The following is a 23,030-nucleotide window of genomic DNA, read 5'->3' as shown; positions in this document are numbered from 1 at the left end:
AAACCATGAAAAGTCGCCAGTTTTTAATCTCTGCTCTATGGGCCTTCACCATAATCAGCTTTGGAACATTGCATGCCCAAGAAGAACATGACATTAAAAAAACGAAGGTGTTCGTCATCGGAGCAGTGGACCAATACCACTCGCCCATGGCAGACAAATCGGTGAGCATGTTCGACCAACTGGCCAACGAAAACAATTTTGAACTGCATTTTACGCGGGACACCTCAGAGATCAATCCATTGAATCTGGCCCAATACGATGTGTTCGTTCAGCTTCATGTAGCTCCTTTTGACCTTTCCGCTCCCCAACAATATACCATTCAACAATTTATGGAGAAAGGTAAAGGCTGGATCGGGATCCATGCTGCCGGACTCACAGGCACCCAATTTGACCAAAAGGGAAAGGAATATTGGAAATGGTATGAACATCTTTTGGGTGGGGTAACCTATTCCCCACATCCTCCGCTCCAGGACGGTCTGGTACGGATCGTGAATTCAGAGCATCCAATTACCAAGGGATTATCCGCAAGCTTTACCCTCCGTGATGAGTGGTATGAGTTTGACCAGCTTCCGGCGCCACCGGTGAACATTCTTGCCATAGCCGATGAAAGCACCTACGAACCCCGAAAACCCATGGGATATCATCCCGTGGTTTGGACCAATCCCAGTTATGACAAAGCGGTGTATATCAGTATTGGCCACCACACCAGCTCCTGCGATAACCCAGATTATAGGACCCTGGTGGGAAATGCCATCAACTGGGCGGCCGACCAATACGGAAAGGAAGAAAGGCAGATGAACAGCTTTCTGGAAAGCCAAGCCACTATTTTGGTCAATCAGATAGGGTATAACCGTAACCTTCCCAAAGAGGCAGTCCTTAAAAGTAAAGTCCCCATAACTTCTGAGACCGTTTTTGCCATTGTTGATGCAAGAACAGGAGAAAAGGTATTTACCGGTTCCATTGGAAAATCGGAACAGGTCATGGATTGGTCGGATGATTGGTACACCCCCATCCATTTTTCCCAATTCAACACCCCGGGCTTTTACAACATTCAAATAACGCTTGACGGTAATAAGCTCCAATCCTTTGATTTTGAAATCAACCAACAATTGATTTCAAAAAGTTTGATTCCTGCCATCACCAAATTTTTCTACGGACAAAGGGCAGATTCAGAAGAAGAGCTCATGGGGGACGCCAACGTAAAACTTTTTGGCAGCGAAACCACCGTTGATCTTCGGGGAGGTTGGTGTGATGCTTCGGGGGATGTAAGCAAATATTTTTCGCATTTGGCGTATACCAACTACATGAATCCGCAACAAACCCCGTTGGTGGACTGGTCCATGATGGAAACCGTGGAATCCATACCCCATCTTTTAGACGATACGGGAATCAAGGAATCCCTCATTCAGGAAACGTTCTACGGAGCAGATTACATCATGAAATCGCTATCCCCCGAAGGCTATTTCTATATGACCCTATTCTCGTACTTCAAAAAAGATCCCAAGGAAAGACGTGTGGTGGGATTGTTGGCCGATAGTAAAACCACATCGGATTACCAAAGTGGCTTTCGTGAAGGTGGGGGCATGGGTGTGGCCGCATTGGCCCGTATCTCCACATGGAAATGGAAAAGTAAGTATAGGCCCAGTGAATATCTGAAAGCGGCCGAGAAGGCTTATGCACATTTGCTCAAGAACAGCACAAAATATATTGATGACCATACCGAAAACATCTTGGATGATTATTCTGCCTTAATGGCCAGTACCGAACTATGGTTGGCCACAGGAAAATCCAAATACCAAAAAGATGCCAGGGCAAGGGCGGAAAAGCTTGTCCAAAGACAGTCCGAGGAGGGGTTTTTCTGGAGTGATGATGCAAAAACAAGACCCTTTTGGCATGCTTCAGATGCCGGACTTCCCTTGATTGCCTTGATCCGATATTTGGATGCCGAAAAAGACAGATCATTAAGAAGCCGGACCCTAAGCACCATTAAAAAATTCATTGATTATCAACTACGTATTTCGGCAGAAACCGCCAATCCGTTCCAATATCCCAGACAGACCTTCAAATATGAAGGCACTATCATGAAAGGTTTCTTTATCCCGCATGAAAATGAAAGTGGTTGGTGGTGGCAAGGGGAAAATGCCAGGATCGGTTCACTGGCCACGGCATTGTTGAAAGGCGGGCGGTTGATATATCCTGCAGCCACCCATTTGGGAGTGAGCCCAGAATTGGAGCAATCCATCAGTGCCTATCTGAATTGGATTTTAGGCACCAATCCCTATCAGGTGTGCATGATGTACGGTTATGGACAGGTCAATGTCCCCTATATGGCCTCCATGTATGGACACGGGTCAGGTATTGGGGGCATTTCCAACGGAATTACCGGTTTCAAGGAAAAGCCAGATGGTAGTGGCATCGATTTTAGATATGAGGATTCGGGCAATGAATGGAGATGGAGCGAGCAATGGATTCCCCATACCGCATGGTTTTTGCAAGCGTTGACCGCCTTGGAATCAAAATAAAAAAGGGTTTGTTTCCCGATATGACAACTTAAAAAGATCAATCAAATGAAAACGATTTCTGTACTGTTTGCAGCTTTACTGGGCTTGGCGATGACCACCTCAGCATATTCCCAAACCAAAAAGCGAATGATTGTGATCGCCGAAAGGGGTGAAATCCATGAAAGCTTTGTGGCCGCTGCTTTGGAATGGTTGGATGACTATAGCGATGCGAACCATCTTGAATATGACCTTATTACGGAAACTGATTCCATTTCCACCGATTTTTTGGCCCGGTATGATTTGTTCCTTCAATTGAACTTCCCTCCCTATCGCTGGTCGGGTGAATCAAAGGCCGCCTTTGAAGACTACATAGACAATGGCAAGGGCGCATGGATAGGGTTCCATCACGCTGCACTCTTGGGCGAGTTCGACGGTTATGGGATGTGGGGCTGGTTTTCCGACTTTTTGGGAGGCATCCGGTTCAAGGATTATATCGCCGAAAGAGTAGACGGAGAAGTCCATATTGAGGATAGGGACCACCCTATATTTAAGTCACTTCCCGAGCACTTTAACCTTCCAAGGGAAGAATGGTACACTTTTGACCGCAATCCAAGGGATGGCGCAAAGGTTCTGGCCACGGTGGATGAGGACAGCTATACCCCACCATCCGATATAACAATGGGGGACCATCCGGTCATTTGGACCAATCCCACCAAAAAAGCCAAGAATGTATACTTCCTATTTGGCCACCACGGTGGATTATTTGAGATACAAGAGTTCACCACACTTTTTGAAAATACCCTTCAATGGGCCCTAAAAAAAGATTGATGAGAAAATTTTTGATAGCAACACACGGCAAGTTTGCATCCGGTATAAAATCATCTTTGGATATGATCATCGGGGCACAGGACAACATTTTTGTCCTAGATGCCTATACCGAAAACAATGTACCCATTCAGGACCATTTGGATGCCATTCTAAATGAAATCGAAATAGGTGATGAACTGGTGGTGTTCACGGACATCATGGGAGGAAGTATCACAAACCAAATCATACAACGAATCAACTCTGGCAATGCACATATTGTTTCAGGGGTAAATCTACCCTTATTGATCGAAGTAATCCTTTCAGACCCCGACGAAGACCTTCAAAAAGTCTTGGATGATGCCGTTGAAAATGCAAAAACGCAAATCGTTTACGTGAGCAAATTGATAACTAAACAAACTCAAAATGATTAAATTAACAAGAATAGACGATCGACTAGTGCACGGTCAGGTCGCATTCACATGGGTACCTTCCCTCGGAGTGGACTGCCTTCTGGTGGCCAACGACAAGGTTGCCCAAGACGACTTTCAAAAAATGACCTTGGGCCTCGCCAAACCAGCCGGGGTGAAATTGGTGATCCGTTCCCTTGAAGAATCCATTCAGTTTTTGAACGATGAGAAAAACAAGTCCTTGAAAGTACTCATCCTAATCAACTCGGTTATGGATGCCTTTGCCTTGGTAGATGGGATCACTGAAATCAAATCAATCAATTTCGGGGGTATCCGATCCGGGGAAGGAAAACGACTCATCTCCAAATCGGTGGCCATATCAGAAGACGATAGCACACTTATACGAACCCTGCTGGAAAAAGGGGTGGAATTGGAGGTTCGTCAAGTTCCCACGGACAAAAAGCAAATGATCGAAACCCTATTATAACACCCTTCTTTTAGATGATAACCAATATTCTTATAACCCTGATAGCGGTGTTCGGTCATTTTGAGGACTTTTTGGGCACTACCCTACTCAGCAGGCCTTTGGTTTTAGGCCCTCTTGTAGGTCTCGTACTGGGCGATGTTACCCAAGGCATCATCATGGGCGCCACTTTGGAGCTGATATTCATGGGAAACATCAAAGTTGGGGCGGCCATTCCCCCCGATGTCATTACCGGAGGTGTTCTGGGAACCGCATTTGCCATCATGTCCGGCAAGGGAACGTCCATTGCATTGGGATTGGCGGTACCCATCTCCATTTTAGCGGAAATGATCTTGAGCGGACTCTTTATTTTCCGTGCCGTGTTCAATAAAAAGTTTGAACAATATGCTGAAGCAGGCGACATTCAAAAATTTCAGCGACTGCACATTATTTCTGGTTTACTCAAGCCTCTTTTAATGGGACTTATTGTCTTTTTGGCACTTTTTCTTGGTGCGGATGCCATGAAAGTGTTCTTGGATATGATTCCGCTTTGGGTGAACGATGGCTTAAAAGTAGCCGGCAACATGCTTCCCGCTTTGGGGTTTGCTTTGCTCATGCATGTAATGTTCAACAAAAAAGTGGCCCACTATTTCTTCTTGGGCTTCATTCTGAGTAGTTACTTAAAATTGCCCATGATCGCCATTGGCGGAATAGGGATTATCATAGCACTTGTCATCACCAAGTTTACAGAACAAAATTTTGATTCCGATGATGGGGACGAAACCGCAGATGGAGACGGGGCCATGTCTTCTCTTTCCAAAAAAGAAGTACGGGGTATTTTTTATCGATCCCTTGCCTTGGAAGCCAATTTCAACTTTGAGACATGTCAAAATACAGGGTTTGCATTTTCCATCATCCATATACTAAAGAAACTGTATAAGACCAAGGAGGACATTTCAGCCGCCCTTAAACGACACTTGCAGTTTTTCAATACAAGTCCATATGGTTCCACATTGATCTTAGGTGTGTCAGCAGCCATGGAAGAACAGAATGCCAAGACCAAGGATTTCAACCCAGAATCCATCAATGCCGTAAAAGTGGGCCTTATGGGACCCATTGCAGGAGTGTTCGATTCCTTGTTCTGGGGAACCTTAAAAGTGGTGGCTGCGGGTGTTGGGGCATCACTGGCCCTTCAAGGAAACATTGTTGGCCCTGTACTGTTTATCATCATATACAATGGTCCACACCTTTGGCTCAGGTACAAACTTACCTTTATTGGATATACCCAAGGAAACCGTTTTTTACAACGACTGTCAGGGAGTAAGCTAATGGATAACCTTACGTTTGGATCTTCCATTGTTGGCCTTATGGTTGTTGGGGCCATGCCCTCCCTGCTCATGTCGGTAAATACCCCAATTGAAATAGGAACAGGGGATTCCACGGTTGCATTGCAAGGAATCTTAGATCAATTGGCGCCGGGAATCATTCCATTGTTGCTGACCTTTTTGACTTACTTCTTTTTGAAAAAGAATGTGAAAGTTACCTTATTGTTATTGGGACTGCTTGTCCTTGGGTTCTTGGGAAGCATGTTCCACATATTCATCTAGACTTGTAAAAGTGGATAAAGAAGGAAAAATAGAAAAACGATTTATGGGAGTGGCCGCTTCGCCGGGCATTTCCATAGGATACGCCCATCTGATCATCAAGACCAGACCAACTTTATCTGGAATTTTGATCGATGTACAATCGATTCCCATCGAACTTGAAAAGTTTGAGGATGCCATCCGTAAGTCTATGGGACAACTTGAGCGGTTGAAGGACAAAGCAAAATCGAACCTGGAAGAAGTTGATATTCTGGAATCACATATTGAATTGTTGCAAGATCCACAGATCAACGATGAAGTCACAACCCATATTACCGAGGAAAGAAATAATGCACTGGACGCGGTGACCTTGGTCGTCAACAAAATGGCACAGCTCTTTGAAGGATTGGACGATGCCTATTTACGTGCCCGGTCTGCAGATATTAGGGATATTGGAGGTCGTATTGTGGAAAATCTACAGGGAAACCACAAAGTAATAACTCCTCTTGGCCCCAATTCCATTGTGTTGGCCAAGGAACTCTCCCCTTCGGACACCATAGCTATGGATCTGGAAAAGGTTTTGGGCTTCGCTACTGAAACCGGAGGAGCGGTTTCGCATACCGCCATCTTGGCCAAGTCCAATAATGTACCCGCAGTGTTGGGCTGTGGTGAGCTATTGGAAACCGTAATCCATGGGGATCACATCATTGTGGATGGTATCCAAGGAATAGTTATTGTGAACCCAGACGAAAATGTAAAGGAGGAATACCGACAAAAGCAGGTTGATTTCATCAAACACAAGACCTATCTCAACTCGTTGAAAGAAATGCCTGCCATTACCAATGACGGGGTTGGTATAACCCTATTGGCCAATATTTCCAATGACCAAGACATGAAGAAGGCCTTGGAATATGGGGCCAAAGGAGCTGGTCTTTTACGTACCGAGTTGATGTATATGGAAAAGGATGCCTTCCCAACTGAAGAGGAGCAATACCAATTCTATAAATCGGTGGCCATCCATGCCCAAGGCACTCCGGTCACTATAAGAACGCTTGACGTAGGCGGCGATAAACCCTTGGGGTATTTTGACCTCCCCAAGGAAGAAAATCCCTTTTTGGGGTATCGGGCCATTCGGATTTCATTGGACCAACAAGAAATATTTATCACACAGCTTCGGGCGATTCATAGAGCAGGTGTATATGGAAACCTTAAAATCATGTTCCCCATGATTTCCAATGTCATGGAGCTTCGGAAAGCCAAGGAGATTTTGAGTCAGGTCAAGGAAGAGTTGTTCTCCGAAGGCATTGTATTTGCCCCGAATATCCCCGTGGGAATCATGATCGAAGTCCCTTCAGCCGCAATTATGGCAGATGTATTGGCCAGGGAAGTGGACTTTTTCAGCATTGGCACAAATGACCTTTGCCAATATACCCTTGCCGTAGACCGCGGGAACGAAAACATCAAACAGCTGTACGACCCATTTGATCCCGCCGTGTTGAGGCTTGTTCATCAGAGTATTGAGCGGGCCAATGACCATAACATATCGGTGAGCGTCTGCGGAGAGCTTGCTTCAGACACTAGGGCTACCCTCCTTTTATTGGGAATGGGGCTAAGGGAGTTCTCCATGAGCAGTACTTCCATTCCCGAGGTAAAGGATATCATTCGCAAACATGACATCAAGAAAGCCAAAAAAATATGGAATCATGTCATGAACATGGACCATTCAAAAAGTATAACCGACTATCTCGAAAAACATATATGATTTCAAAAGAATACATCATCACGGATCCAGATGGAATCCATGCCCGACCAGCGGCAAACCTGATCAAAATTGGACGAAAATTTCAATCGACCATACAGATTAAAAAGGATAAGGACCCCATTGAACTCAACAGTATGATCGGGTTGATGACGTTGGGGGCAAAAGGGGGCGATTCCATAATGCTGACCATAGAGGGTGAGGACGAATTGGAAGCTGCCCAAGCCATAGAAGATTTTTTTCAAAACGAATTGAGTAAACCATAACAACAATACATGAAAATTACCATTACCAAGGACGAATCGGATTTTGATATCACCGCAGCATGGCGGATCATAGCACAGATTCTTGAAAAACCAAATTCCGTAATCGGGCTTTCAACGGGGCAGACCACAATCAACATGCACACCATTGTTTCCCAAATCCATAAAAAATACCCTTTTGCCGTAGATCAACTCACCTTGTTCAATGTGGATGAATTGACCAATCTTCCCCGTGAATATGCTGGCAGCTGCTATACCATGATCAAAAACCAGATTGCAGGTCCGCTAGGGATTCCAGAGGAGAATTTCATCATGCCCCCTACCATGTCCGATGACTTTGAGGCCGAAGCAACACTTTTCGAGGAGCGATTGGCAGAACGGGGTGGCGCCGATCTACAGATGTTGGGGCTAGGCACCAATGGTCATATCGGAATCAACCAGCCAGGAACCCCGTTTGAGAGTGAGACCTGGGTTTCTCCCATGGATCCAGATTTTGAGGCACGGGTGCGTAGGGAAACCAATGTTTCTGCCGATCATGAACTGGGCGGTCTAACCCGGGGCATCAAAAATATTATGCACACCCGAAAGTTAATCCTGATCGTAAAGGGAGAGCACAAGGCCGAGATGGTGGAAAAGGCCGTATTGGGACCTGTGACCACCGATATTCCCGCTTCGGTAGTGCAATTACACCCCAATTGTGAGGTATTGTTGGATGCTGCCGCCGCATCCAGAATCAAGGATAAGATTTCGTAATAAAATTGTAATGAACACTTAAGTTGATCATATAGGCCACATAAATGAATCTATTAAACCAAAAACAAATGAGGAGACTACTATTCTGTTTCGCCACATTGCTTCTATCCTACACGGGATGGGGACAATTCGCCACCACAAGCCTTCCCAAAACTTGGGACCAATATCCTTCGGGAATCCAAAAAAGGGGCTTCGGACTCCATGCATCACAATTGGTACAGATGGACAGTGACCCGGGCTTGGAAGACGTGCTATTGTTCAGTGCACACAATGGGCATTACCCCTACTTTGATCTCTTTAAAAATTACTATGTAATTCTAGATCACTACTCCAAGGAAGTGCAATACACCTCATCGGTTACCATTTCCACGGAACGGGACATCCTATTGGAAGACCGTGACAAGGATGGCAAATACGAACTCTATCGCGAGTATTTCAAGGATGATGCATTTACTGTGGATGAAGAAGGCAACCATCTGGATGTGGAGTGGTTTTATGATACGATTGAATTCGACAAAAAAGTGGTCGTGGCTTATGTGACCTCATGGAAAGAAGGGCTACCAGACCCATCGTATGTGACCCATATCAATTATGCGTTTGGACACGTCACCGATAGTTTTGATGGGGTCCGTATTGACAACGAGGAGCGTTTACAGACCATTGTGGACCTCAAAAAACAATATCCTTCCCTGGAAGTGATGTTGTCCATTGGAGGCTGGGGAAGTGGACGTTTTAGTGAAATGGCCGCCGACAAAGAAAATCGGGAGCGATTTGCAGCCGACTGCCAACGCGTGGTGGAACAATTTGGCCTTGATGGAATAGATATCGACTGGGAGTACCCTACCAGTGACTTGGCCAAAATTTCCGCTTCTCCTGACGATACCGCAAACTTTACCTTACTGATGAAAGACATCAGGAACGCTATTGGGCCTCATAAACTGTTGACCTTGGCCACGGTGGCCTCTGGGGAATACATCAATTTTAGGGACATCATGCCTTATACTGATTTTGTGAACATCATGGCCTATGATATGGGAATGCCCCCAAACCACCATTCCGCACTGTATAGATCTAAACGAACCGGAAACATCACCTCCGAGGAAGCCGTAGACGCCCATTTAAAGGCAGGTGTACCATTGGATAAACTAGTCATGGGGATGCCCCTTTATGGAAAAGGAGACCGGGACAAAGTCGGAGACGTGGATTACAAAAGTCTACTGCGGCAGACCAAATACGAGGTAAAATGGGATGAAGACGCCAAGGTCTCCTATCTGGTCAACTCACGGGGCCAGATGATATACACATTTGAGACTCCTGAATCCATAGCGTTAAAATGCCAATTCATATTAGATAGGGGACTACGGGGAGGTATGTACTGGTCCTACGAATCTGACGATGAAGAAGGGGCCATGATAAAAACCATTTACAACATCTTAAGAACCCAAAAGCCATGAAAAAACTAAAGCTGGCCCTGTTTAGCCTAATTACATTGTTGGGAGGTGCTTCCCAAATACAGGCACAAAAGACAATTAAAACGATGATAGTAACTGGACAAGATGGAAACCATTGGTGGAAAGGCAGTAGTGATGCCTTAAAACAAACTTTGGAGAACAGCGGCCTTTTTTCGGTCGATATAGAAACCACGCCCAATTGGGATGGGGATATTGCATTGTTCAATCCCAACTTTGACCAGTATGACCTAGTGGTGATCAATTATGGGGGAACCACTTGGGCCGAACCCACCCAAAAGAAGTTCGAGGAATATGTTGCCCAAGGAGGAGGTGTCGTGGTCATGCACTCTTCCATTGTGGCCATGGACGATTGGGCCGAATACAACAAAATGATTGGATTGGGCGCATGGAACGGGCGCAACGAGAAAGACGGGCCTTATGTATATTGGAAAAATGACCGCATTGTGTACGATTACGCCCCCGGAAGTGCCGGGCATCATGCCTTGCAGCATCCATTTACTGTGGTCCATAGAAAACCAGACCACCCTATTTTAAAAGGCCTTCCACCCGTATGGGAACATTTCAAGGACGAACTTTATGGGAAAACCCGTGGTCCCGCTCAACATATGGAGGTGCTGGCCACTGCCTATGATGAGCCCGAATTGGATGGCACCGGAAGGAACGAACCCATGCTTTGGACGGTAAAATATGGAAAAGGACGTGTATTTGTCACCGCCATGGGACATGCAGGAAACGACCCTGAACTAAGGTATTCCATGGAGTGTACGGGGTTTCAGGTTACCTTGCTTCGAGGTGCGGAATGGGTCGCTACTGGTAAGGTGACGCAAAATGTACCCAAAGATTTTCCCAGCGAGGGAGTCATTACCTTACGAAAACAATTCAAGTACTTGCCCCGATAGATCCAAAAGGCCTTTAGGCCTTTATTGTACAGAATTGGACCGATGGATTGGCAATGCACATTTTTTTGTGGGCATCGTCATTATTCCACTATAAACTTTAAAATATAGAACATGAAAAACGTACAACCGCACCATTACATTTTCATAGCACTGTTGGGTATCTGTACCAGTGCAAGTTCACAATCCAATGAAACCTCTTACTTTATTGATGTTACGGAAACCCATATTCCCGTTGATCCAGAAGCCCATGCTTTGGATGTTGCCTTGTTGGATGTGGATTCAGATGGGGATTTGGATGCCCTACTGGCGTTGGAATCAGACATCAACCGGCTGTACCTCAACGATGGTAAAGGAAAGTTCACATGGAAAAAAGGAGTGTTTGGAGGTGGGTCACATGACACGGAACATGTACGTATTGCTGATTTTAATGATGATGGGGTAATGGATGTCATCTTTGTTGCCGAAGATGACCAATACCATGAATATTATTTAGGCAATGGTGATACCTCCTTCCAAAATGTCAGCGACAGAATGCTTGGTCAAAGTGAAGGCAATGGACTGGATATAGGTGATGTAAATGGAGACGGGCTACCTGATATCTTGATTGGAAATTCAGGGGCTTTCGGGCAAAACTTCCTTTGGCTCAATGACAAAAACAAACCGGGATACTTTATAGACCATACGTCACAAGGATTGCCCCAAATCAATGATGGGACCCAGAGCATCGCACTGGCAGATTTGGATGGCGATGGGGATTTGGACATGGTCGTAGGTAATGAAATCCCCCCGAACAGGCTGTTTCTCAACGATGGTGAGGGAACATTTAAGGAAGTAGCAGACCAATTGGAACTTTCTGTCCCTTTGCACACTAGAAAGGTTATTTTGGTAGATGCCGAAAATGATGGGGATCGGGATATTGTATTTGCCAATCTTACCAATAATGGAGGGCAATGGGAAAAAGACCCCCGAACCCGGCTTCTTATCAATGATGGGAATGCCCATTTCAAGGACCAAACTGAACAAATGCCTTCCAATACCTTTTCAACCTATGCTGGCGCCGCTATAGATTTTGATCAAGATGGTGACATGGACCTTCTGATGAGTGCCATAGAAATCCCTCCTTTTGCTCCTATGCAAATGCATGCCTATGAAAATGATGGAAATGGAAATTTTACAGACAGAACGCATGAGATTATTCCAAAGGAAACTTTTGGCAGAAGCTGGGACATTGCCATTGGCGACGTAAACGGTGATGGTATTGATGATGCCCTCATTGGAGGATGGGGATCACAGCTGCGATTGCTGCTTGGAAAAAAACAGAGATAAAAATCAGTGCCCTCTCAATAAAGACATTGGTAAAACCTCATCATGGGGTTTGAAGTGGCATTTACTTAGAATAGACCACTCTTCCCGATTTTATGGTTTGAACAATTTCAATCTTGTTTGATCTACGTTCTAAAACCACAAGATCGGCCCTGCTGTCTTTGCTAAGGCCATAACCCTGAATGTTCATTACTTCCATTGGCTGGTTGGATGCCATGCGCCATGCCTTTGACAAGGAAACCAAACCCGAGTTTACCAAATGGTCTATACAATGAACAAGCGTTTGTGCAGAACCCGCCAAGAGTTCTGGATTTTTCTTCATGAAGAGCCTTCCCTCCCCATTCAATTCAATAGCGCCTCCAATATGGGAGGTATAGGTCCCAGCAGGTAATCCTGCAAATTGGGTACAGTCACTTACCAAAATGCTCTTCTCTGGTTTTACCTTGATAAAAATCTTCAACACGGATTCTGGAAGATGAAACCCATCGGCAATAAGGGAAATCCAGAGATCATCCGAAGCCAACTGCTCCCAAATATAATTGGGATGACGTGGTAAGTTAAGGTGGGCGGCATTTCCCAAATGGGTGGACATGCGGGCACCTGCCTTCACCGCATCCTTGATCTGATCTGGGGTCGCAGCGGTATGTCCAATGGAAACCAACACTCCCGAAGCAGTACATTTTTTAATAAAATCATCGGCTCCCTCCCGTTCCGGGGCAAGGGTAATCAGCTTTATCCGGCCTTTGGCATACTCTTGCCATGTTTTAAAAAGCTCCCAATCTGGATTTTTAATATGTTCAAGCGGATGTGCTCCACGCGGGCCTTCTTCACTGGAAAGGAACGGACCTTCCAGATGGATGCCCCCAATGGAATCATTCACAAGTTTGTCTTCCTCACAAGCTTCCACAATAGCCCGAAGGGCATTCTTTATATTCTTGTCTGAATTGGTGATCAAGGTAGGATAGAAGGTGGTGATCCCCACTTCCCATAAGCATTGAACCACCTTTGCCACCTCTTCTTTGGAAATGTTTCCACTATTGAAATCGATTCCCTTGTAACCATTTACCTGAAGATCCACCAATCCCGGGGCTATCCTATGAAAAGCTTCATTTGAAGGTACATCCACCACATGGGACATCGTCCCATTTTCAATATGGATTTCAATACCCTTCCCACTTTCAAAATGTATACCTCTCAACGGGGTTTCCATCGTATTATGCTTTTGACTTGCTATCCAATTTAAGGTGTAAATCCTTTACTTCAGCGGGCACAGGCCTATTATTCAACCATCCCCATAACACAAAAAGAAAAAATGACACCAAGGTCGGACCTCCAATTTCCAGGGCAAGGGAATGCGTTGGAAACAGTTTCAATCCCATAAAGGCCAAGAGCCCTCCAACAATGGAAATCAGGGCCGCCCTTCCATCACTTTTTGCAAAAGCGGGCAACAACCCCAAAATCATGGGAATGGAAATGGGCCCTAACAAGGCTGCAAACCAACTGACAATCAACCCAAACACTCCTCCAAAATAACTGGAATTCAGCGCAGTAATTATGGTGCATAGGGTAAAACAGAAGGTAGTGACCCTGGCAAGGCGCAACAACTTTTTATCGGTAAACATCCTTATTTTAGGAAACAAAACAGGAAGTATGTCCCTACTGATTACCGCCGATACCGTATTTGAATCCGAAGCGGTCATGGACAGGGTATTGGCAAACAATGAAGCCAGCACAAGCCCCACCAAACCGGAGGGTAAAAACTCTTTGACCAGCATTCCGTAGGAAAGGGTGGGGTCCGAAAGGTTTTCAAAGAACAATGGAGCGCTGAACATGGGATAAAAAAGCACCAAGGGCCAGACAAAATAAAGTATGGAAGATAATATGGCAGCCTTTTTGGCCATCTTTCCCGATCTGGAGGAAATGAACCGCGTTGCCAAGTTCCAGGTTCCCCCACTGTAACTAAAAAAGTTAATGATCAGTATCACACAGACAAAACCAAAGGTGTAGGGTTCATTGAACAGATTGGAATGCCCTTCCGGCAATCTGTCCCATACGGTAAAAATTCCATCGAGACCATCATCCAGTTTTAAAATGATTACCACAAACATGGTAATCCCGGCAAGCAATTGCACCATAAATTGACCAAAATCGTTCCAAACATCCGCCCAAAGCCCTCCAATGGTAATGTATATGAGTGATATCATTCCCACCAAGATGATACCGAAACTAATGGAAGTCCCGCTGAATACATTCAACAAAACGGCAATGGCGGCCAATTTGCCCCCGGTATCAAAGACCTTTATTATGGCCCCGGTCCATGCAATCAGTTGTTGGGTTTTCAGGTCGTATCGTTTGAGCAGATACTCTGTGGGGGATTGCACCCCTGAAAAAATGCGGAGGCGGGACCAGCGTGGGGCTATAAAGAATGCCGCCATCAAAGTAGCCAAGGCTACGGTAAAGGCCCACCAAACGTACAAACTGAAGCCATGGGTGTAGGCAATACCGGCATAGGCCACAAAAACAGCACCGCTATATCCCGAAACATGGTGCGAGATTCCCGATAACCACCAAGGAAGCTTTCCTCCCGCGGTGTAAAAGTCGGCCGAATTCTTTACTCGAAAGTAGGCCCAGAGACCAATGCCCAAGAGCATCAGAAAATAAAATGACAATACAATCCAGTCGAGTATCTGCATGATTTAAAATGGGATTATCCCTGTCATTGGTTATTTTGCCTTTGCAAGTCGGTCATAAAGCACCTTGACCTGCTGGACCCTTATGTTGTTCTGTTCCTGAAGTTCAGCATCATAAAGAAACCCCTTGTTGAGTTCGATGTACCGTTTGTTGAGCGTTTCCGCATCGGCCAAGACAGCGTCCAATTTTTTAAGTAAGCCTAGAGTTTCCGTAACTGAAAAATCTTTGGAATTGTATTGGGCCTCCACCGCTTTGAAATCCAAATAGTGCATCCGCAAATCGGCCATCAGCTTAAAATGCTCAAATTCCTGCTGGTTCTTTCGGGGTTCAATCTGGTTGATTTCTTTCCGAATGGGGTCATATTTGGCCTTCACGTCATCAATACTGGCACTTTGTTCAGGTTTTCCATTAGTAATCAACTCTGAATCCGCAGAAAGGAACTTCCATAACACTTGACTATCCTTATTGCTTAAACCAAACCGTTCCTTCCCATACTGCAAAGCAAAGGATTGGCCATTGATGGGAGTCTTTTTCTTCAAGGCCTCGGCATAACTCGCGATCAAAATTCGAAAACCGGACATGGGATAATTGTTCCTGATCTGTACCATATCCAGCACATCGTATCCAGAATCCCAAGTAAAACCATACACTCCGGAAGTGGACCAAGAAGTCATCACCATACCTGTGTAGCCCGCTTGTCTAGAGTAAGGGATAAAGTCGCTCTGGTTATTAAAATGTTTCTCCCATTTGGTCACATACCAATTATCCGGATGGGAGCGTATGGCCGGAGAGCCCCAAAAGGTAAAACCAATTTTCTGAAGGGAAGGAATGTCGCCAAAGTGACTTATTTTCCATCCGTAATTCCAATCCACAAAAATGGTTTCCGCCGGTAAATCCGCTGCTGCTTCGGGGTGTTTTAGAATAATATCGGCCCACATGACCGGTATTTTCCCCAATCCGATGACAATTTCTGATATCATTTTCATGTGGTCCACAAACAGCTTGGACTTGCTATATTTTTCCGATTTCTCCTTACATCGTGGACAATGTCCCAATAAATAAGTTTCATCCCCACCAATATGGATGTAATCTGAATTATGTGTTTCCGCCATATCGGTGAACAACTCCGTAAATAGGGCTTTGCTGGCTTCATCTTCCATGGGACAGAGTTGGGAAATATCCTTTTGGTCTTCTTTCAATTCACTATATCTGGGGTTCCTTAGGATATATTCCACATGTCCCAAACTCTGCTGTAGTGGAATCACTTTTATACCCAAATCGTCGCAGTAGGTAATAAAGTCATTGATTTCCTCTCGGGTGTACGAATACTTGTTGGAAATGGCGGGATGGTTCTTGAATGGATAGGTCCCCTCCCATTCCATGACCAAGGTATTCATCCCAAAATCTGCCAACTCCTTGGCAAACTCTTTTAGGGCTTCTGGCGTCATGACCTGTATCCTTAGGTCAATATGAAACCCCCTTACCTGAAAATCAGGGGTATCCTGCCCCCTCAAGATCAAAGGCATCTTAAAGCATAACACCAGAATCAACAGGGCTCTTAACATGTGTTTTGAAATCATATCGTTTCTTTTAAATTGAAATTTCCATAACTTTTTGATACGCATCTTCATCAAAGTAAAACGTGCAATCTGGGTGTGTGGTCAAGATAGATGCCGGACAGCTTTCGTTGACCGGTCCCATCAATGTATTTTTTACCGCCTCACTTTTGTTTGTTCCCAAAACAACGCAGAACATCTTTTTTGCACGGAACAAAGTGGGTACGGTCAAAGTCAGGGCTTTTTTAGGGACATTCTCCAAGCTTTCAAAGCATTTATCATTCACCTGTTGCATCCTGCAAGCTTCATCCAATTCAACTACCTTGATGGTCTTGGAATCGTTAAAGTCTGCCACTGGTGGGTCATTGAACGCAATGTGTCCATTTTCACCGATGCCCAAACAAACCATATCGATTGGCTTCTCATTCATCAAATTTGAATATCGGGAAATCTCACTTTCCACATTACCAAATGGGTCTATCAAGATTTGTTTCTTCAAGGGAACCTTTGAAAAAAGTCGCTTTTTTAAATATTCCGAAAAATGCTGTTCCGCACCTTTGGGCAAGCCCAAATACTCATCCATGTGAAAAGCGGTCACTTTACCCCATTCAATACGCTCTGAGTTTGACAAATACTCCAGCATGGCATCTTGTGAGGGTGCCGCCGCAAAAATAATCCGGACATCGTCTTGCTGCTGCTGAAGTTTAACCAAGTGTTTTTCAACTGCTCTTCCCGCTGCTTCACCTGCTTCCTTTCTGGAAGCATACACCTTTACATGGTTCTGGTTTTCTCCCATTCTGCTTTAACTAGAAAACAATTACGACCCAAATATAAAATTCGCAATACATTTATGCAAACGTTTGCATAAACTAATTTTGAATCAAAATGCACCAAATAGCGGCCATAACATTAAAAATCCACTAAATTTGTTTTTATAATTTGGAAAAAAGGTTCGAAAATTAAGTATTTGGAATTTCCAATTTCGCTGATTAACGCAAACGTTTGTAATTTGCTGTAATGTCCAACCCAAGAATAACCCTTAAAGATTTAGCAAAAGAGCTACAACTGTCGCCCTCTACCATTTCCAGGGCTATTGCGGGGCATCCGGCCATAAGCGAATCCACAAAAAAGAAGGTACGAAAAAAGGCCGAGGAGCTTGGCTTTGCACCCAACTCCATTGCTGCTGGTTTTCGGAAAAAAAGAACCCATTCCATTGGGGTGATCGTACCCCAAATAGATGTCCATTTTCATTCTTTGGTCATTAGTGGTATTGAAGACTTGGCCTATAGGGAAGGGTATAACATCACCATATTCCAATCCAAGGATTCCATCGATAGGGAAAAGGAAATTGCCAAGATCCTACAGAATAGATTGGTGGAAGGCATCATTGTGTGCCTTTCCAACGAAACCAAAAGCTACACCCATTTTAAAAGGTTGGTCAAGCTTGGGGTTCCCATCATATTCTACGATCGGGTCCCTACAGATTTTCAGGCCAATAAAGTGGTCATAGATGATTTTGGCTCTGCCTTCAAGGCCACAGAGCACCTCATAGAACAAGGGTGCAAAAGAATAGGTCATATTGCAGGAAATCAAGGTACCCCAATATTTAAGCATCGGTTTGAGGGATACAAAGCTGCACTGAAGGCGCATAATATCCCCTATAATCCTGATTTGGTCCTCGAGACCCAAAATCTCAGCTATGAAGAAGGGGCTATTTCCGCCCGTAAACTTATTGCCTTGCCGCAAATACCTGATGGAGTTTTCTGCTCCAATGACTACACGGCCATCAGCGCGGTCCAGGTTTTTCAAAAAGCTGGATTTAAGGTTCCCGAGCAAATAGCTGTTGTGGGATTCAGCAATTATCCCATATCCCAAGTAATCCAGCCCAACCTTACCACGGTAAATGATCGGGCATTCCAAATGGGAGAGGCTGCCGCCAAATTGTTGATACGGCAAATTGAGGACGAAGACAACGCCATTGACTTTGAAACCATCACCCTTAAAACGGATTTAGTGATTCGGGAATCTTCGCTTAGAAAAAAGTAATCCCAAAACCACTCTTTTGTCGATCACCAATCCAAAACTTATGTGCACCTCAAGTTTAGCACCATGCAATTTTCCTTGTTTTGATAAAAACACGACTCATTCAAAAGTCCAAAAAACAAACCACAAAAAAGTTTTCGTACAGTCTTAAGAAATTCCAATCATTACATACATTTACAAAGTGGCAAAAAAAGTACTATTTTTTGCATCATTTAATGTAGATTTTCATAATTATTCTATATAATATTTACAAATACTCAAAAAAAATGCCGATTCGACATTTTCACATATTTCTTGGAGCATCGATTTTGTCCGTTATGCTCATGGGTTGCAACACTGGTGAAAAGGTTGATTTTGCCAGTGAAGTAAGACCTATCCTGAACAAACACTGTATCACCTGTCATGGTGGGGTCAAAAAAAGTGGTGGCATCAGCTTCCTTTTTGAAGAAGAGGCCTTGGTCGAAGGCGAATCGGGCAAAAGGGCCATTGTTCCAGGCAACGCAAGTGCCAGTGAATTCATCCGCCGTCTTCATGAAGATGACCCCGAATTACGGATGCCTTATGAAAAACCGGCGTTGAACCAAGAAGAAATCGATTTACTGGAACGATGGATCAATCAAGGTGCCGAATGGGGAAAACATTGGGCCTATACCCCACCCCAAGACATTTCGGTTCCGCAACCGGATCAAGAGGCAGGCTTTTTACCCGAGAACAGTGACTTCATCCAAAGCGACATTGACCATTTTATCATGGCCCGTCTTGAAGAAAATGAGTTATCTCCCAATGCACCGGCCCCAAAAAACATCATTGCCAGGCGATTGGCCTTTGATTTAACCGGTCTACCCCCCAAAGCCGAATGGTTTACTTCCTACACTCAAGGCGAAATGGAATATGAAACTTTGGTGGACAGCCTTTTGGCTCAACCTTCCTTTGGTGAAAAATGGGCCAGTTGGTGGTTAGATCTTGCACGCTACGCGGACAGTAAAGGGTATGAAAAAGATCAAGGCAGAACCATGTGGAAGTACCGGGATTGGGTCATAAATGCCCTTAACGAAAATATGCCCTACGACCAGTTCACCACGGAACAGCTTGCCGGTGATTTATTGCCTGACCCGTCCATGGACCAACTCATCGCCACAGCCTTCCACCGAAACACCATGAACAACGATGAAGGAGGTACAGAGGATGAAGAATTCAGGGTTGCTTCAGTACTGGACCGCGTCAATACCACCTTCCAAGTATGGCAAAGTACCACCATGGAGTGTGTTCAGTGCCATAGTCATACGTATGATCCTTTCAGGCATGAGGAATACTATAATATGATGGCCTTTTTCAACAATGCCATGGATGAGGATACGCCCCATGAGGATCCTGTGTTGAAATTCTACAGCGAAAAGGACCAAAAGACCCTGAACGAAATCTTTCAATGGAACCTAAAACATGGAAACCAGGAAGTAGCCGATAAATTCAATAAGTTTTTAATGTACAACGAGCCGTTCTATCAAGTTCATCACGCGAAGAACTTTGTCAATGGCGAACTGGCCGACACCAAATACCTCTCGCTTTGGCCCAATGGTTCCTGTTACTATGATGACATTTATACCCAAGGCTCGCCCAACCTTTATTTTAAATATTGGGCCAATGACAATGGTACGGTCATGACGCTTCGAAAAGACAACAATGAAGGTGAAGTCTTGGCGCGTTTCAATATTGATAAGACTCCTCGGGAAATTATCCGTAAAGTGCCCTTTGCCGAGGTACAAGATTCCATTCGTTTGTTTTTTGAGGCCGAAAACCCAACACTGCCCCAACAGACGGGGACCAGCTTTATTTCTTGGTTTGCCTTTTTGCCCGACCTTCCCGGTGAAGGACAACCTGGACATGATCAAATCCAGAAAAAATTCCTAGATCTTTTGAACACCGTCACCCCAACGGTGCCCATCATGATAGAGAACCCGGATTATATGACCCGTACGACCCGGGTTTTTGAACGTGGAAACTGGCTTACACTGGCTGATACCGTCACCCCGGTCACACCAGCAATATTGAACCCATGGAAACAGGAATGGCCCAAAAACCGTTTGGGGCTTTCGCAATGGTTGGTGAGCAAGGAGAACCCCTTGACGGCACGCACCTTGGTAAACCGGGTTTGGCATCAATTGTTCGGAAATGGTTTTGTGGCTTCGCTTGAAGATATGGGATCGCAATCCGAACCTCCATCACACCCAGCTTTGTTGGATTGGTTGTCACTTCGGTTGATGAATGAAAATGGGTGGCAATTGAAGTCGCTCATCAAGGATATTGTCATGTCCGGCACCTATCGTCAAAGCTCTGAAGGAAATCCAACTTTACACCAAATAGACCCAGAGAACAGGCTTTATGCCCGTGGTCCACGATTACGTTTGACCGCAGAGCAGGTCAGGGACCAAGCCTTGGCCGTTTCGGGACTGTTGAGTTCAAAAATGTATGGCCCCAGTGTTATGCCCCCACAACCTGATGGGGTTTGGCAAACCGTCTACAGCAGTGAAACTTGGGTGGAAAGCAAAGGAGAGGACCGTTATCGTCGTGGTCTTTATACTTATATAAAACGCACCAGCCCATATCCCAGCTTTATGAGCTTTGATGCCAGTAGCCGTGAGGTATGTACCATCCGAAGAACCGTGACCAACACCCCTTTACAGGCCTTGGTGACCCTCAATGACCCTGTATATCTTGAGGCGGCCCACCAACTGGCCATCGATATGAAAAAAGCGGAAAATATTGAAAGTGCCATTACCCGGGGCTATGAAAAAGCCGTGTTCAGGGAATTGAGCCCAGATAAAAAACAGGCATTGTCCGAATTGTATGAAGAATCCTTGGCCACCTTTAAAATGGACGCGAAGGCCATGGATGACTTTTTGGGAACCGATGATGCCGAATTGGCCGCGTTGACTGTTGTGGCCAATGCCATTATGAACCTTGATGAATTTATTACAAAGTCATGAGCAAAGATTCTTTGGACCGATTGATCCACGAAAAACTGATGCGTGAAGCGCAGTCGCAGACCCGCCGACATTTTATGAAACAGTGCGCCACGGGAATGGGCGGCTTGGCTTTGAGCGGTTTCTTGGCTTCCTGTAATTTTCAAAAAAATGACCCGGCAGCAGCCCTTAAAAAAGGCTTGCAATTGACCGAAAGGGACCTGAATCCCTTGGCCACATTACCGCCCCCTTTTGCGCCCAAGGTGAAATCGGTGATCTATCTGCACATGGCTGGGTCACCTTCGCAGTTGGAGATGTTCGATTATAAGCCCGAGCTGGCCAAATTGCACAACCAAGACTGCCCACAATCGCTTTTGCAAGGCAAAAAATTTGCTTTTATCCGGGGTACCCCAAAACTTCTTGGGCCCCAAGCCGAGTTTGAACAGGTTGGCGAAAGTGGCAATTGGGTCTCGGAAAACCTGCCCCATTTCAAAAAAGTGGTGGATGAAGTAGCTTTTCTAAAAGCGGTGAACACGGACCAATTCAACCATGGACCCGCCCAATTGTTCATGCATACCGGAACCCCACGTTTGGGAAGACCCAGTGTTGGATCATGGGTCACTTACGGACTAGGGTCTGAAAACCAGAATTTACCCGGTTTTGTGGTACTCACCTCTGGTGGACAGGCGCCCAGTGCGGGAAAAAGTGTTTGGGGAAGTGGATTTTTGCCTTCGGTTTATCAGGGCGTACAGTGCAGGTCCAAAGGAGACCCTGTACTCTACATTGATGACCCCAAAGGCATGTCCCGTGACCTAAAAAAGAGCACTATTGATGCCATCAACAAAATCAACAAAGCCGAATACGCCCAGTATGCCGACCCAGAGATTCTGGCGCGCATCAACCAATATGAAATGGCCTATCGCATGCAGATTGCCGTTCCTGAAGTAATGAACATCAACAGTGAACCGGACAATATCAAGGAAATGTACGGGGTGGAACCTGGAAAGGAATCCTTTGCCAACAACTGTCTGCTTGCGCGAAAACTGGTGGAACAAGGAGTGCGCTACGTACAATTGTTCGATTGGGGCTGGGATAGTCACGGAACAGACCACAGTACTGCCGTGGATTTGGGACTTCGGAACAAATGCCGACAAATAGACCGACCTATGACCGCTCTCCTATTGGATTTAAAACAACGTGGTCTTTTGGATGACACCTTGGTGGTGTGGGGCGGTGAATTTGGCCGCACCCCTATGAAGGAAAACCGTGAAGGCAAGGAAATGGGCTTTATGGGCCGAGATCACCATGGTGATGCATTTACCATGTGGATGGCCGGTGGGGGCATCAAAAAAGGAGCCTGCCACGGGGAGACTGATGAGATTGGGTTCTCTGCAGTGGATGGGGCAGTTTCTGTACACGACGTTCATGCCACCATGCTGCACTTGCTTGGCTTTAACCATGAACAGTTCACTTTTGATTTTCAGGGAAGACCTTTTAGGTTGACCGATGTACACGGGGAAGTCATCAAAGAAATATTAGCGTAATTGCAA

General features: G+C 45.2%; 18 protein-coding genes. 14 read left to right on the top strand and 4 right to left on the bottom strand.

The window, feature by feature from the left end; genetic code table 11:
• The first annotated feature begins 5 nt into the window (after positions 1 to 5).
• The 11 genes from ACPD8L_RS13500 (at position 6) to ACPD8L_RS13450 (ending at position 12,233) form a co-directional block, all read left to right on the top strand.
• The gene (locus tag ACPD8L_RS13500) at positions 6 to 2,522 is read left to right on the top strand and encodes a ThuA domain-containing protein (protein ID WP_423943793.1); all 2,517 of its coding nucleotides are present in this window, start codon (positions 6 to 8) and stop codon (positions 2,520 to 2,522) included.
• Between the two features lie 45 nt (positions 2,523 to 2,567).
• Positions 2,568 to 3,329: a ThuA domain-containing protein gene (locus ACPD8L_RS13495; RefSeq protein WP_220344483.1), complete on the top strand. Its 762-nt coding sequence runs from the start codon at positions 2,568 to 2,570 to the stop codon at positions 3,327 to 3,329.
• Positions 3,329 to 3,739: a PTS sugar transporter subunit IIA gene (locus ACPD8L_RS13490; protein WP_181898134.1), complete on the top strand. Its 411-nt coding sequence runs from the start codon at positions 3,329 to 3,331 to the stop codon at positions 3,737 to 3,739. Before ACPD8L_RS13495 ends, ACPD8L_RS13490 begins: the two co-directional genes overlap by 1 nt.
• Entirely contained in the window at positions 3,732 to 4,202 is a 471-nt protein-coding gene (locus ACPD8L_RS13485) for a PTS sugar transporter subunit IIB (RefSeq protein WP_116216183.1), read from the top strand. The genes ACPD8L_RS13490 and ACPD8L_RS13485 overlap by 8 nt, the downstream gene beginning before the upstream one ends.
• A gap of 14 nt (positions 4,203 to 4,216) precedes the next feature.
• Complete coding sequence (locus ACPD8L_RS13480; protein ID WP_116216184.1) at positions 4,217 to 5,785, top strand: PTS system mannose/fructose/sorbose family transporter subunit IID; 1,569 nt, start codon at positions 4,217 to 4,219, stop codon at positions 5,783 to 5,785.
• Positions 5,786 to 5,795: 10 nt separating this feature from the next.
• Positions 5,796 to 7,523, top strand: a complete 1,728-nt coding sequence (ptsP, locus tag ACPD8L_RS13475) for a phosphoenolpyruvate--protein phosphotransferase (RefSeq protein ID WP_293304497.1) — start codon at positions 5,796 to 5,798, stop codon at positions 7,521 to 7,523.
• The gene (locus ACPD8L_RS13470) at positions 7,520 to 7,786 is read left to right on the top strand and encodes an HPr family phosphocarrier protein (protein ID WP_165357298.1); all 267 of its coding nucleotides are present in this window, start codon (positions 7,520 to 7,522) and stop codon (positions 7,784 to 7,786) included. The genes ptsP and ACPD8L_RS13470 overlap by 4 nt, the downstream gene beginning before the upstream one ends.
• A gap of 9 nt (positions 7,787 to 7,795) precedes the next feature.
• Positions 7,796 to 8,536, top strand: a complete 741-nt coding sequence (locus ACPD8L_RS13465; RefSeq protein ID WP_116216186.1) for a 6-phosphogluconolactonase — start codon at positions 7,796 to 7,798, stop codon at positions 8,534 to 8,536.
• A 68-nt stretch (positions 8,537 to 8,604) separates the two neighbouring features.
• On the top strand, positions 8,605 to 9,990 hold the full coding sequence (locus ACPD8L_RS13460) for a glycoside hydrolase family 18 protein (RefSeq protein ID WP_421810106.1): 1,386 nt from the start codon (positions 8,605 to 8,607) through the stop codon (positions 9,988 to 9,990).
• Positions 9,987 to 10,907, top strand: a complete 921-nt coding sequence (locus ACPD8L_RS13455) for a ThuA domain-containing protein (protein ID WP_423943792.1) — start codon at positions 9,987 to 9,989, stop codon at positions 10,905 to 10,907. Before ACPD8L_RS13460 ends, ACPD8L_RS13455 begins: the two co-directional genes overlap by 4 nt.
• Before the next feature lie 111 nt (positions 10,908 to 11,018).
• Positions 11,019 to 12,233, top strand: coding sequence for an FG-GAP repeat domain-containing protein (locus tag ACPD8L_RS13450; protein WP_423943790.1), 1,215 nt, complete (start codon positions 11,019 to 11,021; stop codon positions 12,231 to 12,233).
• Between the two features lie 61 nt (positions 12,234 to 12,294).
• Here the strand turns inward: ACPD8L_RS13450 and ACPD8L_RS13445 are convergent, their stop codons facing one another.
• Genes ACPD8L_RS13445 through ACPD8L_RS13430 form a run of 4 tightly spaced genes read right to left on the bottom strand, consistent with a single transcriptional unit; the run spans position 12,295 to position 17,273 of the window.
• Positions 12,295 to 13,440, bottom strand: coding sequence for an N-acetylglucosamine-6-phosphate deacetylase (locus ACPD8L_RS13445; protein WP_423943789.1), 1,146 nt, complete (start codon positions 13,438 to 13,440; stop codon positions 12,295 to 12,297).
• Positions 13,441 to 13,444: 4 nt separating this feature from the next.
• Positions 13,445 to 14,923: a sodium:solute symporter family protein gene (locus ACPD8L_RS13440; protein ID WP_423943787.1), complete on the bottom strand. Its 1,479-nt coding sequence runs from the start codon at positions 14,921 to 14,923 to the stop codon at positions 13,445 to 13,447.
• Between the two features lie 30 nt (positions 14,924 to 14,953).
• Entirely contained in the window at positions 14,954 to 16,501 is a 1,548-nt protein-coding gene (locus ACPD8L_RS13435; RefSeq protein WP_423943785.1) for a DUF4838 domain-containing protein, read from the bottom strand.
• Positions 16,502 to 16,511: 10 nt separating this feature from the next.
• Positions 16,512 to 17,273 carry a 6-phosphogluconolactonase gene (locus ACPD8L_RS13430; protein ID WP_293304481.1) on the bottom strand — a complete coding sequence of 254 codons (762 nt, stop codon included), beginning with the start codon at positions 17,271 to 17,273 and terminating at the stop codon, positions 16,512 to 16,514.
• Positions 17,274 to 17,494: 221 nt separating this feature from the next.
• On the opposite strand from ACPD8L_RS13430, the gene ACPD8L_RS13425 reads away from it, so the two are divergent.
• The 3 genes from ACPD8L_RS13425 to ACPD8L_RS13415 all read left to right on the top strand — a co-directional run bounded on the left by ACPD8L_RS13425 (position 17,495) and on the right by ACPD8L_RS13415 (position 23,024).
• Positions 17,495 to 18,523, top strand: coding sequence for a LacI family DNA-binding transcriptional regulator (locus tag ACPD8L_RS13425; protein WP_116216191.1), 1,029 nt, complete (start codon positions 17,495 to 17,497; stop codon positions 18,521 to 18,523).
• Positions 18,524 to 18,786: 263 nt separating this feature from the next.
• Positions 18,787 to 21,504, top strand: a complete 2,718-nt coding sequence (locus tag ACPD8L_RS13420) for a PSD1 and planctomycete cytochrome C domain-containing protein (RefSeq protein WP_423943783.1) — start codon at positions 18,787 to 18,789, stop codon at positions 21,502 to 21,504.
• Positions 21,501 to 23,024 (top strand): DUF1501 domain-containing protein, encoded by a 1,524-nt coding sequence (locus tag ACPD8L_RS13415; protein WP_116216193.1) that lies wholly within the window; start codon positions 21,501 to 21,503, stop codon positions 23,022 to 23,024. The genes ACPD8L_RS13420 and ACPD8L_RS13415 overlap by 4 nt, the downstream gene beginning before the upstream one ends.
• Positions 23,025 to 23,030 lie beyond the last annotated feature (6 nt).

The sequence above is a fragment of the Flagellimonas algicida genome, assembly GCF_049629585.1.
Taxonomy (GTDB): domain Bacteria; phylum Bacteroidota; class Bacteroidia; order Flavobacteriales; family Flavobacteriaceae; genus Flagellimonas.
Note: the sequence above shows the minus strand (reverse complement) of the source record. Positions and strands in the feature narration are given on the sequence as shown.